Origin of the sequence: Marinospirillum perlucidum (assembly GCF_003336805.1) — a bacterium.
GTDB lineage: Bacteria > Pseudomonadota > Gammaproteobacteria > Pseudomonadales > Halomonadaceae > Marinospirillum > Marinospirillum perlucidum.
The window spans coordinates 308,566-326,560 of record NZ_QFWJ01000002.1; the positions used below are offsets into that span (position 1 = coordinate 308,566).

Here is a 17,995-nt window from a genome sequence, read left to right on the forward strand (position 1 = left end):
CGGAGCAGCCAAGATCCATCCTGGGGGCGCAAGCAGTTCTTGCGCCCCTTTCGTGTCGGATTCCTGCACAGTTGCGAGGAGAAAAGATGCCCTGTTATCAAATCGAAGGGGTGAGGCCGGTCATTCATCCCACTGCTTATGTTCACCCCACGGCTGTTTTGATTGGTGATGTTCATATCGGTCCCCGGTGTTATGTGGGGCCAGCGGTCAGCCTGCGCGGTGATTTTGGTCGCATTGTTATCAAGGAAGGCGCCAATGTGCAGGACACCTGCGTGATGCATGCCTTTCCGGGTATGGATGCCATCGTGGAAAAGGATGGTCATATCGGTCACGGCGCCATTCTGCACGGTTGTGTTATTGAAGAAGATGCCCTGGTGGGTATGAATGCCGTGGTCATGGATGGTGCTCGCATTGGCCCGCGTTCGATCGTTGCCGCTACAGCCTTTGTCAAAGCCGGGTTCACTTGCGAGGCGGAGTCGCTGGTACTAGGCTCACCGGCCAGAGTGCAGCGCTCGCTGAAGCCTGAAGAGATTCAATGGAAGCAGGAAGGTACTGCCGAATACCAACGCCTGACCGAGCGTTGCCACGCCAGCCTTGAAGAGTGCGAACCCCTGGCCGAAGCCGAAGCGGACCGCCCGCAAGTCGATGCTGGCAGCAGTCAGCCCCTGCATGCACCCAAGAAGTAAAACTGATTCCTGAAGCTTATCCACCAGCACCTGCCGGATGCTGTTTAGCCAAGTACAAGAGTGAGTAGAGAAGCTATGTCCTACGAAAATATTCTGGTCGAAACCAACCAGGGTGTGGGTGTTATTACCCTGAATCGCCCCCGTGTTCACAATGCCTTGTCCGTAGCCCTGATCAGTGAAGTGGGTCAGGCGGTGGATGCCTTTGAACAGGATGAATCCATCGGTTGTATCCTGATTCGTGGTAGTGAAAAGGTCTTTGCTGCCGGGGCCGATATTTCCGAAATGGCCAGCCAGGAATATGTTGATCTTTACAAGAACGATTTCCCCTACCTGACCGGTGATGGCTGGGAAGTGATGGAAAGACGCCGCAAACCCATGATTGCAGCTGTATCCGGCATGGCCCTGGGTGGTGGCTGCGAGCTGGCCATGGCCTGTGATTTTATCCTCGCCAGTGAAACCGCGCGTTTTGGCCAGCCGGAAATCAAGCTGGCTACCATGCCGGGGGCTGGTGGAACCCAACGCCTGACCCGTGCCCTGGGCAAAGCCAAGGCTATGGAGCTGTGCCTGACCGGACGCATGCTGGATGCCGAAGAGGCCGAACGTGCCGGACTGGTCAGCCGTATCCTGCCGGTGACTGAGCTGTTTGCCGAAGCCATGAACACCGCAGCCAGTATTGCCGCGCAATCGCGTCCGGTTACCCTGATGATTCGTGAAGCCGTGGATCAGGCTTTTGAAACCACCCTGAGTGCGGGTTTACGATTTGAGCGCCGCGCCTTCCAGAGCAGCTTTGCATTTGAAGATCGCAAGGAAGGGATGCAGGCTTTTGTGGAAAAACGCAAGCCGAAATTCAAACACCGCTAAGGCAGGCAAATATTAGGGAGCGTTAAAGCTCCCTTTTTTATGGATCACTAGCCGGGATTAACATAGACTGGCGGGTTAACAGGTACAGGGATGACCGGGAGAGGACGCTTCCCTGGTGCCAGTTGCGACTGACATAACAACAACAAAGGGAATAAAAGGATGTTCAATCTGCATAGTTTGGGCCTGCGCCTGAAAATCATTCCTTTGGTTTCTCTGGTGGGCTTCTTGCTGATGGCCAGCGTTGCCCTGGAGGAACTGGACTCTACCCTCATCCACGAAAAAGAAAGCCAGCTGGTGAGTATTGTCGAGATGGCCCAGGGGGTTCTAGCTCACTACCAGGCCAAGGAAGCCAACGGCGAACTGACCCGCAATCAGGCCCAGCAGGAAGCGCTGGACACCCTCGAAGGGCTGCGTTACGCCGGCAATGAATACCTCTGGGTCAATACTTTGGAAAAACCCCTGCCGCGCATGGTGATGCACCCCACGGTACCGGCACTTAATGGTCAGGTTATGGAGGGTGAGCGTTTCCAGCATGCACAACTGCTGCGTAATCGCCAGGGGGATCAACTCGAGCAGCTGGATAATCAAAATCTCTTTGTGGCTTTTGTGGAAACCGTCGAGCGTTTTGGCTCAGGTTTTGTGGAATACAAATGGCCCAAGCCCCTGGCTGAAGGGGGCGTCACCGAAGAACGCTTTACCAAGCTCTCCTATGTTGCGGGTGATACCACCTGGGGCTGGGTGCTGGGTACCGGCGTTTATATTGATGATGTCAGTGCCCAGTTCTGGCAACTGGCATTAAAAATCGCTGTCTTGACCCTGGTGGGTGTGCTGCTGATTCTGGTGTTTACCTTTGTCATGCAACGCAGCGTGGTGAACCCCATGGCCCGCAATGCGGCCCGCCTTAAGGATGCCGACCGCGACCTCAGCTTGCGCCTTCAAGCCGATGAAAAAAATGAACTGGGCCAGTTGTTTAATGCCTTTAACCAGCACTCCCAGGCGTTGGGCAAGGTGCTGCATGAAGTGACCGCCACAGCGGCTGATCTGGCCACTTCAACCCAACAGGTGCTTCAGGTTAGCCAGGAAAGTGCACGCATGGCCCACCAGCAGCAGAGTGAAACCGACCAGGTGGCTTCAGCTACGACGGAAATGGCCGCGTCTTCCAGCGAGGTGGCTGAACATGCTAGGGCTACACTGGAAGCGGCAGAACAAACGCAGGTGCAAACCGATCATGGGCAGGAGGTGGTGGCCAAAACCATTGCCGATATCGAGGCTCTGGCCGGACGCATGGAAAAGATGCTGGCAGTGATCGAGCGCCTGGATTCCGGTAGCCAAAACATTGGTGAAGTCATCAATACCATTGCCGAAATCGCAGAACAAACGAACCTCTTGGCCCTGAATGCGGCCATTGAAGCGGCGCGGGCGGGTGAGCAGGGTCGCGGCTTTGCCGTGGTGGCCGATGAAGTGCGCTCGCTGGCCAGCCGTACCCAGGATGCAACCGGCAAGATCCACGAGATCATTGCCGAGGTGCAGTCAGCGGCCCAGGATGTTTCCCGAGTGATCACCGAAGGCAGCGATGAGGCAGTCCGTTGTGCGCAACAGGCCCGTCTGGCCGGTGAGGCACTGGATGCCATTAATCTCAGCGTCGGTCAGGTCACCGAAAGAGGCACCCAGATCGAACAGGCAGCCCGCGAACAAAGTCAGGTGGCTGAAGACATCAGTGCCAGCATGGTCAGAATCAACGAGCTGGCTGAGCAGAGCAGCCAGGCGGTGGTGGAAACCGAGCAGGTCAACCAGGGCCTGGCGGGTCGGGCTAAAGATCTGAAGCAGCTGGTTGCCGGTTTTCGTTTTTAAAAAAACCAACCGGCAACCAGATAGGTCAGGTGGTAAAACGCCCCAGTTGTCGGTTGAGTCCTTCCAGTAGCTCTTCCAGGCTGCTGCTGTTGTGTTCCAGCTCTTCCACTTCCTTGCGGGTGGCCTGGTAGAGTTCATCTGTCTGTTCGGCCGTGGCCTTGAGCTGATCGGCCGTATTTCTTTGCTGGGTGGCAGCGGCTGCCGTTTCGGCATTACGCGAGTGGATCGCCTGGACCGCGGTATTGATGGAACCCAGGGATTCACCGGCCTGGTGTAATTGCTGACTGACCTCATCGGCCTGACTCAGGCTGGCTTGCATACGCCCCACGGCATCCTGGGCAGCCAGGCGGTTGCTTTCCAGCAACTGGCTGATTTCCACAGTGGCTTCTCTTGAACGACCGGCCAGAGAACGTACTTCATCGGCTACGACCGCAAACCCCCGTCCGGCATCGCCAGCCCGCGCTGCTTCGATGGCCGCATTCAAGGCCAGAAGATTGGTTTGCTCGGCAATGTCGTTGATCACTTCCAGAATATTGCTGATTTTTTCACTGTGTTCGGCCAGCTCTTCCACCTTGTCGCCTGAGGCGCGCAGGCTGGTCTCGAGTGACTGGTTTTGTTCCTGCAACCGCGTAACCAGTTGTCCGCCTCGGGCAGCCAATTGGCTGGCTTCCTCCGAGGCTTCCTGGCTGGTGCTGGCATTTTGCGCGATCTCGTGAATGGCGGCATGGAGTTGATCCACCTGCCCCAGTACGGCTTCCAGATTGGCCTGCCCCTGGGTAACCTGATCCTCCAGATTGCTGGCTACGCGTTTACCCAGATGAGAGCTGGTCGCCACCCGGTCCGTGGCCTGGATGACATCAGTTAATAGCTGGCGCACCTGGGTCAGCATCTGATCAAAGGCCCGCGCAGCCTGGGCGGTTTCATCCTGCCCCTGCAGGGATAGCTGACGGGTCAGGTCCAGGTCCTGGGCAACGCCTTCCATGCTGCGGGTTAATTGCAGGGTGGGGCGACTGATCTGGCGGTAGATAAACCAGGCAATGCTGGCGCCCAGCAGTACCAGGGCGATATTGGACAGGCTCACCCAGAGTAGGCGTTGATAGGCAGCGCCCAACTCCTGGTTGACTCTTTCCTGCAGGCGGGTGAGGACTTGCTCCTGCAGCCTTTGCGGGCGTTCGGCCAGCTTCTGACTCAGTTGTGGCCAGCCGGATCGCGGGGCACTCAAGCCAAAATTGCCATCCAGATAAATTTGCTCCCACCCCTGACGCAGGCGGGCCACCTCCTGGTAGGTTTCGCTCTGCCGCCAACTCGTGAGCTGTAATTGCGGATAGGCCTGAAGGTGGTTGTTGTAGGTATTGAAGAAAACCTGCTGCTCACTAAGTAGGCGGATAAAACGCGGGTAGGCTCCCTGGGGAAAGTAGCCCGCTGCAAATGCTTGCTGCATCAACACTTCTTCTTCATTGAGGCGTGCCGTGGCCAGCATCAGTGCATGGTGTGCCGAATGCCAGCGGGTCGTCATGCCATCCGCCAGGCCGGCCAGTTGGGTGGAAAAAACTTCCAGCTGGTGATTAATGCGATTAAGCGGGGCGTCGGGATCCAGGAGTCGTTCCAGACTGGCTTCTTGCTGATCCAGCTGATGTGACCAGTCGAGCAGCTGGGGCCAGAAATCCTGGTTATCCAGGGGCAGTTCCCTGGCCAGGGCTTGCAGCTGCTGAAGCGCCGGGGTCAGTTGGTTGTTCAGGGAGTTTCCCTGCATCCAGTTGCGACGTGTCTGCTTGTAAAGGCTGAACACCGAGTTGAGTTCTTCTCGGGTCTGGGCCAGTTGTTGCTGTTCTTCCAGTTTGCTGAACAGAAGCAGATCGTTGCGGGTGCTCAAACTGGCATAGACCAGCATTCCCACCAGGGGCGGAATGACAAGCAGCATCAGTTTATAGCGTATGGAGAGATTACGCAGCGACGAGAGCATGAGACTTTCCTCAAATTGTATTTTTGAGAGTCGGGAGGAAAGGTCTGATGCTGCGACTATACTCGACCAAGGTCGCAATAGCCATCTTCTGCGATCAAGAATTTGTTGACTTAAGTCATTTTTTGTAGCTTTTCTTGGACTTTAGTCGAGTCCACCGAAGCGCCGGTAAAAACTGGGGCCGGGTTGCGGCAGGGGCCCGGAGGCATTTTCCAGGGTGGCATCCAGCCATTCTTCTGCGCGTGCATAAAGCAGCCGGTAGAGATTACGGCATAGCAGACGGGCACTACGTCCCTCCCAGTCTCCCGGCAGAAGTTCATCGGGCAGTTGAGGGTCACGCAAGAGGACTTTGCGGTATTCATGAATCAGCAGGGTGCGGGCGATAAAGCAATCCTGCGGGGAAAGACTGTCTTCCAGTTTGAGTTCATTCCACAGGGGGCGGAACTGGTTCAGGAAGTTTTCGTAACGCTCACCCAGGTGTTCCAGGTTCCAGCTTTCCTTGACCTGCAGGCGCAGCGCCTTGGAGGTCAGCAGTTCCTGGGGTTCGCTTTGCATGACAATAGTTTCATCCAGGGCATCTCTTTCCTGGAGCAGAGGCAGCAGTTCCGATCGTTCCATGCGTGGATGAGCCATGACACCGGGGGCCAGGCTGCCAAAACCCATCCACTCCAGTTCTTCCTTGATTTCCCGGCGTTTGCCGTTTTCCAGCTGCGACAGAAAAACCAGGCACCAGTTGCCCAGCCATTCTTCAGTGGCCATGTTGTAGACCTGTCGAAAGGCTTGCTCAAAGCGACGCAAGCCCGGCCCGGTGAGGCTGTAATAGCTGCAGCGGCCGACTTTTTCAGCCTGCAGCCAGGATTCCCGGGTCAGGCGGAAAACCGAAGTACGTACCAGGCGTTCACTGACCCCGACTGGCTCCAGCAGTTTCATCAAGCTGCCCAGCCAGACGGTTCCGCCCCGGGGGACGATGGCGTCACCGTAAACGGTAATGATCAGGGAGCCCGCTCTGAGGGGGCGTTTTTGCTGGAAATTGCTGACAAGGATGTCCAGCTGATTCTTTGCGGCCATAGGTCCATTCAGTGTTGGGTAAGCAGTTAGCAGTGCGGGGGCTATTATCCGCGAGTCTCGGCTCAGGTAAAGCCCTTTGGATCAAGGCTTTGCTGCTTTTTTGTGCAATTATTCTTGTTTTTGACCAGCATCCCGGTGAAGGAAACTGGTTGACACAAGCGTTATGATACAATAGTTTTTGATCTAGCTCATCAAATGTGTCGCTTTTGATGGCGAATCGAGTCGGGAGTAGATGGCTTCTGGTTGACAGTTATTGCTTTTCACGCGGAAAGCCCTGGCTATATACTGAAGCTTAAGTGATACGGCATTTGTATTCATTGATACAAATCTGTTTTGCTTTTTGAAACAACAATAAACGAGGGCAGCCACTGCCCCACAATGGGAGTACAACAATAATGAGTACAAAACTCTTGCGTCGCACCGGCTTTCTAGCCGCAACCCTGGTAGCAGGCGTTTTCACAGGCGCTCAGGCTGCTGAACCCATAAAAATCGGCACCTTCCTCTCAGTCACCGGCCCCGCTTCCTTCCTGGGTGACCCGGAACTAAAAACCCTGCAAATGTACGTTGAAGACATCAACGAAGACGGTGGTGTTCTCGGTCGTCCTCTGGAACTGATTCACTACGATGATGAAGGCAGCGCCTCCTCGGCACGTAACTACGCCAGCCGTCTGGTTCGCTCCGATCGTGTCGATATCATCGTGGGTGGCAGTACCACTGGTGGCACCATGGCTGCCGCTCCTCTGATCGAACAGTCACGCACGCCTTTCATTTCCCTGGCGGGTGCCGTGGTGATTACCGATCCGGTTAAAACCTGGGTCTTCAAGACTCCGCAATCGGATCGTATGGCCGCTGAACGTGTCCTGACCGCTATGCAGGAAAGAGGCATCAGCAAGATCGGCCTGATTTCCGGCACCGGTGGTTTTGGCCGCTCCGGTCGTGAACAGACCCTGGCCATGGCAGAAAACCTGGGCATCGAAGTGGTTGAAGATGTGACCTACAGCCCCTCCGATACCGACATGACCGCGCAGCTGACTGGCATTCGCAATAATTCCGAAGTCGAAGCCGTGTTTAACTTTGGTTTTGGCCAAAGCCCTGCCATCGTAACCCGCAACTATGCCCAGCTGGGTATTGAGCTGCCTTTCTACCAGTCTCACGGCGTGGCATCCAACAGCTTCCTGGATCTGGCTGGTGAAGCTGCCAATGGCCTGCGTCTGCCTGCTTCTCCTTTGCTGGTACCTGACTCCCTGCCTGCTGATGATCCTCAGCGCCCAGTGGTTCAGGCCTACAAGGAAGCCTACGAAGCTCGCTGGAACGAATCTGTATCCACTTTCGGTGCTTATGCTTATGACGGTCTGCAACTGGCAGTCATGGCCATCGAAAATGCGGGCAGCACAGATGCCGAAGCTGTACGTGAAGCACTGGAAAACATCCAGGGCTACGTGGGTGTAACCGGCACCTATAACATGTCACCTGATGATCACAACGGTCTGGATGCTGATTCTTTCCGCATTCTTGAAGTTGTGGACGGTGACTGGAAGCTGATCGACTAATCTAGCCTCAACCCTTCCTAAAATGGCTGATCGGGTGTCTGCATGCAGGCACCCGCGCCCAGCCTTTGCCTGACGGGACCATGACCATGTTTTCAGAATTTCTACAGTACCTGTTTACAGGTATCACCATTGGTGCGACCTACGCACTGATTGCCTTGGGTTTTACCCTGATTTACAACGCCAGCCATGTCATTAATTTTGCTCAGGGTGAGTTCCTGATGGTGGGTGGCATGGCCACTGTATCCTTGATGGGAATGGGTTTTCCTATGCCGGTCGCCATCATTGCGGCAATTCTTCTGGCTGCTGTTCTGGGGGTGGCACTGCAGCGCCTGGCTATTGCCCCCGCCAAGCAGGCTGACCCGGTGACGCTGATCATTATTACCATCGGGGCTTCTATCTTTATTCGTGGTATCGCCCAGTTGGTCTGGGGGCGTGCCTATCATTCCATGCCCAATTTCAGTGGCAGTGAGCCGGTGACTATTGGTGGTGCTGTCGTCAGTACCCAGAGCTTCTGGGTTCTGGGTGTAGGGGCTGTTCTCGTAGTGGCTCTGGTACTTTTCTTCACCCGGACCATGACCGGCAAGGCCATTCTGGCCACTTCCATGAACAAGGGCGCGGCCCGTCTGGTGGGTATCAAGACACAAAGTGTATTGCTGCTGGCGTTTCTTCTTTCCGCCATTCTGGGTTCGATTGCCGGGATCATCGTAGCCCCGATAACCTTTACCGCTTATGACATCGGCATCATGCTCGGCCTCAAAGGCTTTGTTGCTGCCTCTCTGGGCGGTCTTGGCAGTGGCATGGGAGCCATCGTCGGTGGGCTTCTGCTGGGTGTGGTCGAGGCCATGACCGCAGGCTATATCTCTTCGGATTACAAGGATGCCGTGGCCTTCGGCATGATCATTCTGGTGCTCTTCTTTATGCCCCGTGGCTTGATGGGTGCACGTGTTGTGGAGCGTGTGTGATGCTGAATTCTTTAATCAAAAATCGCCTGAGCGGCTTGCTGTTGCTGACGGTCATCGTCTTTATTCTGCCCGCATTTTTCAGCAATCCCTTTCACTATGACATGGCGACCCAGATTGCCATTTTTGCCACCACGGTAGTGGGCTTGAATCTGCTGGTGGGTTTTGCCGGGCAAATCAGTCTGGGCCACGCCGGTTTCTTTGGCCTGGGGGCCTACTTCAGTGCCGTGATGACAGGCACCTATGGCTGGTCACCGGTTCCCACCTTGCTTGTGGGTGCTGCCTTGGTTGGCCTGCTTGCATATGTTGTGGGTCGACCCATCCTGAAATTGAAAGGCTATTACCTGTCGATGGCGACCCTGGCCATGGGCTTCATCATCGCCATCACCATTAATAACGAAGGCTGGTTGACCGGTGGGCCTGATGGTATGCCTGTCCCTTCCTTGAGTTTGTTTGGCTGGGAATTGAGCACTTTCAGTGTTTACTCCTTCCTGGGGATGGAAATCAGTGGTTCTCTGGCCTGGTACTGGCTGATGGGGGTGCTGCTGATCCTGGGTGTCTGGTTGGCACAAAATCTGATCGATTCGCCCATCGGTCGTGCCCTGCGTTCGGTGCATGGTTCCGAGGTGGCTGCCAGTGTCGTGGGTGTGGATACGGCCAAATTCAAGAATCTGGTGTTTGTGATTTCTGCGGTCTACGCCAGTCTTATGGGTAGTTTCTATGCCCACTTCCAGGGGTTTATAACGCCCGATTCCGCCGGTTTTATGGAGTCCATCATCTTCGTCACCATGGTGGTTCTGGGTGGTATGGGGTCAACCCTGGGCGTAATTCTGGGTGCGGTGATCCTGACTCTGCTTCCCCAGCTGCTGGCCGATTTCCATGATTATGAAATGATGATGTTCGGTTTGATTCTCATGCTGACCATGATCTTCATGCCCAAGGGGCTGCTGCCGACGCTAAGCCGCTGGCTGGGTGAAAAAATGCATAAGCAAGCGGAGGACAAGGCATGAGCGCGCTGATTGATGTCCGCGGTCTGGACAAGGCTTTTGGGGGTGTCCATGCCATTGAAGGCCTGAGTTTTTCTGTTGAGGCCGGACAAATCTATTCGGTCATCGGCCCCAACGGGGCAGGCAAGACGACTCTTTTTAACCTGATTACCGGTCTCTATACCCCGACGGCGGGTGAAATCCAGTTGGAAGGCAAGAGTGTAGTCGGCCTGGCTCCCAACCAGCTAGCGGAGCTGGGGATGTGTCGTACCTTCCAGCAGATGCAGATCTGCATGAATATGACGGCGCTGGAAAACGTTATGCTGGGCCGCCACCTGCAGTTGAAAAGCAACCTGCTGACGACTCTGCTGCGTCTGCCTTCATTGCTCAAGGACGAAGAAGACTGCCGCGATCATGCCGTGGAGCTGATGAAATTTGTCGGCTGTGGCGATTATCTGGAAACCCAGGCCAGCGCCATGTCCTATGGCGCTCTCAAGCGCCTGGAAATCGCCCGGGCTCTGGCCGCCAACCCCAAGGTGGTGCTGCTGGACGAACCGGCTGCCGGTTTGAATGCGGTGGAATCCGCCGAGCTGGAAGAGCTGATCAAAAAGATCGCCGCCCAGGGGACGACCGTGGTTCTGGTGGAACATGACATGAAGATGGTCATGGGTATTTCCGATCATATTCTGGTGATCAACTATGGCCGCAAGCTGGCCGAGGGCACACCGGAAGAAATCCGTAACAATCCCGATGTTATTGCTGCCTATCTGGGCGGCTGAGTGCGGAGGCAGCTTTTATGAACAATGCAGAACACCAGTCAGCTTCAGCCCGGTCGCGCAGAGATCAGGTGATACGCACCATCGTTCAGGAACATCAGGGACTCTGGCGTATCATTGATCTGCTGGACCAGCTGCAGCAGGACATGAACATCAATGCCACCCAGCCGGATGAGCTGCTGTTTGGTACCATTTTTGACTATATCGAGCACTTTTCCAAAAGGGTTCATAGCCAGCCCAAGGAGATCAAGCTTTATCAGTGCCTGAGAGACAAGGCTCCGGATACTGCCGATTTGCTCGACAAGCTGGAAAAGGGCTACCTGGTCGGCCACGAACGCCTGCAGGAATTGCGCGATCTGCTGCATGACTGCATGAGCAACTGGCCCCAGGGACGTGAAGACTTCAGCCACTCCCTGAGTCGTTTTACCCAGGCGCTGCGCAAGCACATCAAAAAAGAAGAAGGGGTGGTCATTCCCCGTGCTCGTGAAAGTCTGAGCGAAGAGGACTGGGTGGCCATTATCGAAGCCCGGGATCAGACCCAGGACCCACTGTTCGGTGAGAGGGTCAGAGAGGAATTTCGCGAGCTGCGTCACCAGATCATCAGCATGACTCCCGAGCACCTGGGTGGTCTGGGTATCGTGCATTCCCCCCGCGTGACCGCTTATCACGACCAGGAGGAAATGCTGGCGATCAAGGGGGCGGTGACCTCCTATGGCCAGATTGAAGTGCTGCACGAGGTGGATATCAGCATCAAATCTGGTGAAATTGTTTCCCTGGTTGGTGCGAACGGGGCAGGTAAATCCACCCTCTTGATGACCATCTCCGGCCTGCAACCACTGAACCGGGGGCAGATGACCTATCAGGGCCGGGATCTGAATCGGGTGGCCGCAGACAGGCGCGTTGCCGAGGGGATTGTACAGGTTCCCGAAGGCCGCCAGGTTTTCAAGGATATGAGTGTCCACGACAACCTGCTGCTGGGCGCCTATACGCGAAGTCGCTCACCGGAAGTGGACGAGGACCTGGAAAAAATCTACGCCAAGTTCCCGATTCTGCGGCAAAAGCGTCACAACCTGGCGGGTGAACTCTCCGGGGGGCAGCAGCAGATGCTGGCGATGGGTCGTGCCCTGATGGCCCGTCCCAAGCTGCTCTTGCTGGATGAGCCCAGTATGGGGCTGGCACCCCTGATCGTGGAAGAAATCTTCAATACCATCAAGGATTTGAAGAAAGAAGGCATGACCATCTTCCTGGTCGAGCAGAATGCCTCCCAGGCTTTGGCCCTGGCCGACCGTGGCTATGTGCTGGAAACCGGCAAGGTGGTTGTGGAAGGCACTGGCAAGGAGCTGCTAAGCAACGAGAAGGTGCAGGAAGCCTACCTGGGGATGTAGTCACCCGGATATCCAGCCTGTTAAGCGTCTTGCTACAGGCTGGATAGTCCGAGTTTAAAGGAAATAATTAATGCTCTTCCTTGCCTGCAGCGATAACCACCCGCACGGCATCCATTTTCAGACTGGCCTGACTCAGTAGTTGATCCAGGTTGTCGCGCAGTTTCTGCAGGCTTTCAATTTCCTCGTTTCTCACTGCAGGGTTGGCTTCGGCCAATGCCTGCAGACGAGTGATTTCAGGGTCCAGTTGGGCACGCATCAGTTCCTGACCCTTTTCAATCATGGAGGGCAGTTCGGCTGCAGCCAGGTCTTCGGATCGATCCAGCAGGCCACGTAGCTGTTCCTGGCGCAGTTTGATCACATCCCTGGCCAGTCCCTTTTTCATCTTGACCAGTTGCTTGGACAAACCCTTGAAACCGACCTTGGGAGCCAGGTTGTTGCCCTCGCCATCAAGCAGAAGACGCAGACTTTGAGGCGGCAGGTAGCGAGTCGCCAGAGGGTTCTGCTGGTCGGCCAGATCGAGGCAGAAAAAGATCTCTACCAGCAGGGTGCCAGCGGGTAGCGCCGGATTTTTCAGCAGGGCGACACAGGTGTTGCCTTTAACCGTGGAGGTGGCTGCTTCCAGGCTGTTGCGAGTCAGTGGGTGCTCCCAGGTCAGGAAATGCAGATCATCGCGGGCCATGGCCTTGTCGCGGCTGAAGGTCGCCGAATTGCCTTCTTCCATATCGAAGTGGACATCATTAAAGATAGCCGTATCCGATTCCTTGCCCGGTTTCAGGAACCAGGTATCGGCATCCAGATCTTCATTGCGGATGCGGTAGACGTCCAGCGCCATCTCCAGGAATTCACGCAACTGCTTGTCTTCGTCGGCTGCTTCCAGTTCAGTGACCAGCTCCTGGCTGACTTCCGGGCGGTGGGAGGCCAGTTCCAGTAGCCGGTGGCGTCCTGCCTCCAGTTCGATTTCCGCGGCTGTGCGAGCCTCCTGGATACGGGGCAAGAGTTCATCGGCAGCGACCTGGCCTTCCAGAAGTCCCAGAAGGTCTTCCTTGAAGTCGGTAAAAATGCTGGCCCCTACAGGGCGAGGGGCAGAAAACTGATCCAGCCCCTGATCACAAAAGGCCAGCCAGTCAGCCTGAGGTGTGGCCTCCAGATAGGGCGCATAGAGTTCCAGACTGTGAGTCTGGCCAATACGATCCAGACGTCCGATACGCTGTTCCAACAGGTCAGGATGGCGAGGCAGGTCAAAGAGCACCAGGTGGTGGGCAAACTGGAAGTTGCGGCCTTCACTGCCGATTTCCGAACAGATCAGCAGGGGTGCACCCTCTTCTTCCTCGGCAAACCAGGCGGCTGCCCGGTCGCGATCGAACAGATCCATGTCCTCATGGAAAACAGCAGCCAGAATTCCGGCCCGCTGGCGCAGCCCTTCGCTCAGTTCCAGGGCCGTTTCGGCATGGGCACAGATCAGCAGGACTTTTTCGTCCGCCAAGTCTTCCAGCTTGTCGATCAGCCAGTCGACCCGTGGGTCAAATTCCCACCAGCGGCCAGCTTCCTGGGCACCCAGGGTATAAAGGCGTTCCGGGTAGAGGGTAACAAAAGGCCAGGGAGTCTCCAGGAGGGCTCCCAGCATCATCTGGCGATGGGGCTGGCTGTAGCTTTCCAGTAAATCCAGGTATTCGGCCGGGCAATCCAGACCCGGTGTATGCAGGTGGCGTTCGGGGAAGCCGGGAATGCTGGCACGGCGGTTACGGAAGAGTACCCGTCCGGTGCCATAGCGATCCAGCAGTTGGTCAATCAGTTGCTGACGGGCTGTTTGTTCCTGGTCTTCACTGATTTCGGGATTTTCCAGCAGCTCCAGCAGAGCCAGACTGTCCTTGTTCAGGCGTTCCTGCAGTGCCTGACGTTCCTCGGCATCCAGGGGTTCGCGATTTTCCAGGCGAGCAATGGCCTGGGCGCAGCTGCGATAGCCTTCTTCTTCCTGCTGGAAGGCTTCCAGACTGGGATAGCGGGCAGGGTCGAGCAGTTGCAGTTGGGCAAAGAAACCGCTTTCACCGGATTGTTCCGGGGTGGCGGTGAGCAGCAGTAGACCCGGAATTCGCTCGGCTAATTGCTGGATTCGCAGATATTCGGGGCTGGCTTGAGTCGGTGACCAGCCCAGGTGATGGGCTTCATCAACGATCAACAGATCCCAGTTTTCTTCCAGCGCCTGAGTAAAGGCGGCATCGTCTTCCACCAGCAAGTCAAGGCTGGCCAGGACTAGCTGGGACTGAGAAAAGGCCTCTTCATTGGCGGCAAAGCCTTCCTGGTTAAGCAGGGTGACCGGCAAACCAAAACGGCGCAGCAATTCTACCAGCCACTGGTGGCAAAGGCTGGCGGGCACCAGGATCAGGGCTCTTTGTGCCCGACCGGTGATCAGCTGCTGGTGAAGGATCATCCCGGCTTCAATGGTTTTACCCAGACCCACTTCATCGGCCAGGAGTACCCGAGGTGCCAGGCGCTTGCCGACTTCATGGGCGATGTAAAGCTGATGAGGAACCAGGCCGACACGAGGGCCTCTCAAGCCCTTAAGAGGGTCGGCTGCCAGGCGGGTTTGTGCCTGACGGCTGAGGGCGCGCAGAGTGTATTCATTGTTGCGGTCAATCTGACCGGTGAGAAGACGTTCGCGCGGGCCTTGAAAGCGGATTTTCGGATCCAGCTGGGTTTCCGGCATCTCTACAAAATCACCTTCTTCTGTTTCACCCAGATAAACCAGCAGGCCATCCACTTCCTTGCTGTCTTCGACTTTGAGAGTCCAGCCATCCTGGTGGGTCAGGGTATCGCCTTCGCTAAAGATGACTCGCGTTAGGGGGGCGGTCGAGGTGGAGTAAACCCGGGTTTCTCCCTTGCTGGGAAAAAGCAGGGTGATACTCCGGCGATCGTTTTGTAAAACCGTGCCCAGCCCCAGGTCGATTTCAGCATCGCTGATCCAGCGTTGTCCGGGAATATAGGAAAGGGCTGCGGAAGTGGCGGACATCAAAAAACCTCTTGGTGGAATAAACAGAAGAGCAAAAAGAAAGGGGCGGTATCTTAGCGGATTGCAGAGGGCGACCCAAGAGGAAAGAGCGCATCTTCTCGAGGGCAGGGCTGTTTACTGATTAATAAGAGGTTAATGCCGGTCTAGGGCTGGCATTTGCTCAGGTTCAATCAAGTGTCATAAATTCCGGTTAACCTCTTGTTTACCGGGTCACTTGCCTGTGAAAATTGTTTTTTATGCAATTTTGGCCTATTTGTTTAGAGGTTGCCCTGAAAGTTTGAATGGACTTTTATTTTCAGTCAGCTCCCGTCCGTGCTCCGGTTTGCGGTCGTCACCGCCAGCAAGAAAGAGCACTTTCATCTGACAGGAATGAATCATGAAAATGAATTTTCAGAATAAACTTCTGGTGTCTGTTGCCACCCTCCTGTTTGTTGCCCTGATACTCTTGGGGCTCTTGGCCGGTAATCTCCTTCAGCAGGAAGTGACTCAGGCAGCAGCCAGCGAAGTCCATAAAAGCCTGAGATCCACCAAAAACCTGGCCGATAAATGGCTTGAAGCCCACTCCTCCCTGTTGACGGCAACGGCTGAAGAGCTACAAAGCAATCGTGCAGGTTGGGAAGATGCGCTGACACTGGTGCGCAAGGCAGGCGGGTTTCAATTGGTCTATGTTGGCACCACCAGCGGGGCCATGGTGCAATCCCGCCCGGCCGTGGACCTGCCGCCGGGTTTTGATGCACGTACCCGCCCCTGGTATCAGGATGCCCGAGAGGCTGGTGAATTGATTATTACCCCGCCCTATGTTGATGCGGGCAGTGGTGAGCTGGTCATGTCTATGGCTCTGCCGTTGGCGACTAATGGTGGTCATATCCTGGCTGCCGATTTGAGTATTGGTGATCTGGTTTCCGAGTTGTTGGGCAATTCCCTGCGCTGGACCTCGCAAACCTGGATGCTGAATGAAGACCAGCAACTCTTGGCTCACCCGGATACCGAGCAGCTGAACAAGAATGCTCTCGAGGCGTTGCAGTTGGAAGCCCTGCCCGACCAGGGCGAGTTGGTTCCGGTGACCTACGAGGGTAAAAAATGGTTTGCCTCCAGTATCCACCTGGCTGATGCTGGCTGGACTTTCCTGCTGTTGGTGGATGCCAGAGAAGCTGAAGCAGGCTTGGGGGCTCTGGCCTGGCAGGTAGCGCTTTTTTCCATTCTGATTACTGCAGTCAGCTGCCTGCTGCTCTTCTGGTTGATACGCTGGCAACTAGGTCCCTTGCAGCGTCTGGCCACGGCTCTGGAAAGAATTTCCGAAGGGGAAGCCGATTTAACCCAGCGCCTTGAAGCCGACAACGAGGATGAGTTCGGACGCATGAGTGCTTCTTTCAACCGCTTTGTTGAAAGACTGCAGAAGATGGTGACCCAGGTGGTAGCCCTGACCCGGCAACTGGACCAGGATGCCGAAATAAGCCAGAAGCAGGCCCAGGCCAATCTGGATGAGCTGGCCAATCAGCAGATGGAAATCACCCAGCTAGCCAGTGCCGCCCATCAAATGGCCCAGGCCACCAGTGAAATTGCTGGTAATGCAGAAAATACAGCAGGTGAGGCCCAGACAGCAGCCGCCTCGACTCGGGATGGATTGGAGTTGGTGGACTCCAATCGTGGTGCGACCGTTGAGCTGGCGGAACAGCTCAGTCAGGGCATGCACAGCTTGAGTCAGGTCGATGAGCGGGTTCAGGAGATAACCGATATACTGGTCACCATCCAGGGTATTGCCGAGCAAACCAATCTGCTGGCCCTGAATGCGGCGATTGAAGCAGCCCGGGCTGGCGATCATGGTCGTGGTTTTGCCGTGGTGGCCGATGAAGTGCGCGCCCTGTCGCAGCGTACCCAGGCCGCGACCGAAGAAATTCGTTCCATGATTGATGGCCTTCAGGCTTCCACCGAAGAGGCTGTGGGTAAAATGAAGCGCTGTCAGTCACAGGCTCAGACCAGCGTCGAGGGCAGTGAGCAGGCCACTGAACGTTTGCAGTCCATTGACCAGGCCAATACCCGCATCAGCGATATGGCCTCCCAGATTGCCAGTGCCGTGGAGGAGCAGAATGCGGTAACCACGGAAATCAGCGGCAACACCGAGAAAATAAGACTGGTTTCGGATGAACTGTCGGAACAGGCAGAAGCTTCCCGCCAGCGTAGCCAGGATCTGCGTGATCGCGTAGTCAATCTCAGCGAGCTGACCGGTAAATTCAAAATCTAGAGGTTTTAAGGAGAGCAGGGAATGCGTTTGGTCATGTTAAGTGACACCCATGGCCGCCACCGGGATATCCAGGTGCCCGGTGGCGACCTGCTGATTCATGCCGGGGATTTTAGCTCTGGCCACAGCTGGGAGGAACTGGAGGAATTTGCCGACTGGTTTCGTGCCCAACCTCATGCACACAAGGTGGTGGTTGCAGGAAATCACGATCTTTTGATGGAAAGCGATCCGGAAGCAGGCCAGCGTCTCTTTGCCGGCTGGGCCCATTATCTCAAGGACAAGGCTCTGACACTGGAAGGCATTCAGATTTATGGCAGTCCCTGGACGCCACGTTTCTTTGATTATGCCTTTATGCTTCCACGTGGCAGTGCGCTGGCTGAGTGCTGGCGCAAAATTCCTGAAGCTACTCAGTTACTGATTACCCATGGCCCGGCTCAGGGGCTGGGCGACCTGACTTTTACTGGGGTTCGTGCCGGTTGCGAGGCACTGACTAAACGCCTGAAACAACTGGAGCAGCTGAAGCTGCATCTATTTGGGCATATCCACGAAGGTCATGGCATCTATCAGCCCACCAGTCTAAGGCCCTACACCAGTATCAATGCCAGCAGCTGTCGCTGGAGTGATGCAGGTTTGAATCCGCCCTTATGCTTTGACTGGACTTAAAAAA

At 55.7% G+C, this 17,995-nt stretch carries 13 protein-coding genes; 10 read left to right on the forward strand and 3 right to left on the reverse strand.

Translation table 11 applies throughout. The features are described from left to right. Positions 1-86: 86 nt before the first annotated feature. From paaY to DFK18_RS03940, 3 genes are all read left to right on the forward strand, one after another. Positions 87-686 (forward strand): phenylacetic acid degradation protein PaaY, encoded by a 600-nt coding sequence (gene paaY, locus DFK18_RS03930; RefSeq protein WP_114416910.1) that lies wholly within the window; start codon positions 87-89, stop codon positions 684-686. A gap of 75 nt (positions 687-761) precedes the next feature. After that, positions 762-1,547 (forward strand): enoyl-CoA hydratase, encoded by a 786-nt coding sequence (locus tag DFK18_RS03935; protein ID WP_114416911.1) that lies wholly within the window; start codon positions 762-764, stop codon positions 1,545-1,547. Positions 1,548-1,706: 159 nt separating this feature from the next. After that, positions 1,707-3,398, forward strand: coding sequence for a methyl-accepting chemotaxis protein (locus tag DFK18_RS03940; RefSeq protein WP_114416912.1), 1,692 nt, complete (start codon positions 1,707-1,709; stop codon positions 3,396-3,398). A 25-nt stretch (positions 3,399-3,423) separates the two neighbouring features. Here DFK18_RS03940 and DFK18_RS03945 read toward each other — a convergent pair whose 3' ends face one another. Together DFK18_RS03945 and paaX are read right to left on the reverse strand one after the other, a co-directional pair. Beyond that, positions 3,424-5,361 (reverse strand): methyl-accepting chemotaxis protein, encoded by a 1,938-nt coding sequence (locus tag DFK18_RS03945; RefSeq protein WP_114416913.1) that lies wholly within the window; start codon positions 5,359-5,361, stop codon positions 3,424-3,426. 141 nt (positions 5,362-5,502) lie between these two features. Beyond that, positions 5,503-6,426 (reverse strand): phenylacetic acid degradation operon negative regulatory protein PaaX, encoded by a 924-nt coding sequence (gene paaX / locus DFK18_RS03950; RefSeq protein ID WP_114416914.1) that lies wholly within the window; start codon positions 6,424-6,426, stop codon positions 5,503-5,505. Positions 6,427-6,821: 395 nt separating this feature from the next. Here paaX and DFK18_RS03955 point away from each other — a divergent pair, with 395 nt between their 5' ends. From DFK18_RS03955 to DFK18_RS14810, 5 genes are all read left to right on the forward strand, one after another. Further along, the gene (locus DFK18_RS03955; protein WP_114416915.1) at positions 6,822-7,976 is read left to right on the forward strand and encodes an ABC transporter substrate-binding protein; all 1,155 of its coding nucleotides are present in this window, start codon (positions 6,822-6,824) and stop codon (positions 7,974-7,976) included. 86 nt (positions 7,977-8,062) lie between these two features. Further along, positions 8,063-8,938 (forward strand): branched-chain amino acid ABC transporter permease, encoded by an 876-nt coding sequence (locus DFK18_RS03960; protein ID WP_114416916.1) that lies wholly within the window; start codon positions 8,063-8,065, stop codon positions 8,936-8,938. Next, complete coding sequence (locus tag DFK18_RS03965) at positions 8,938-9,945, forward strand: branched-chain amino acid ABC transporter permease (protein WP_114416917.1); 1,008 nt, start codon at positions 8,938-8,940, stop codon at positions 9,943-9,945. The genes DFK18_RS03960 and DFK18_RS03965 overlap by 1 nt, the downstream gene beginning before the upstream one ends. Continuing rightward, positions 9,942-10,700, forward strand: a complete 759-nt coding sequence (locus tag DFK18_RS03970) for an ABC transporter ATP-binding protein (RefSeq protein ID WP_114416918.1) — start codon at positions 9,942-9,944, stop codon at positions 10,698-10,700. Before DFK18_RS03965 ends, DFK18_RS03970 begins: the two co-directional genes overlap by 4 nt. A 17-nt stretch (positions 10,701-10,717) precedes the next feature. Beyond that, complete coding sequence (locus tag DFK18_RS14810; RefSeq protein WP_114416919.1) at positions 10,718-12,082, forward strand: ATP-binding cassette domain-containing protein; 1,365 nt, start codon at positions 10,718-10,720, stop codon at positions 12,080-12,082. 67 nt (positions 12,083-12,149) lie between these two features. Here DFK18_RS14810 and rapA read toward each other — a convergent pair whose 3' ends face one another. Continuing rightward, on the reverse strand, positions 12,150-15,089 hold the full coding sequence (gene rapA / locus DFK18_RS03980; RefSeq protein WP_114416920.1) for an RNA polymerase-associated protein RapA: 2,940 nt from the start codon (positions 15,087-15,089) through the stop codon (positions 12,150-12,152). 376 nt (positions 15,090-15,465) lie between these two features. On the opposite strand from rapA, the gene DFK18_RS03985 reads away from it, so the two are divergent. Beyond that, positions 15,466-17,331 (forward strand): methyl-accepting chemotaxis protein, encoded by a 1,866-nt coding sequence (locus DFK18_RS03985; RefSeq protein ID WP_114416921.1) that lies wholly within the window; start codon positions 15,466-15,468, stop codon positions 17,329-17,331. 21 nt (positions 17,332-17,352) lie between these two features. Beyond that, entirely contained in the window at positions 17,353-17,991 is a 639-nt protein-coding gene (locus DFK18_RS03990; RefSeq protein ID WP_114416922.1) for a metallophosphatase domain-containing protein, read from the forward strand. Positions 17,992-17,995 lie beyond the last annotated feature (4 nt).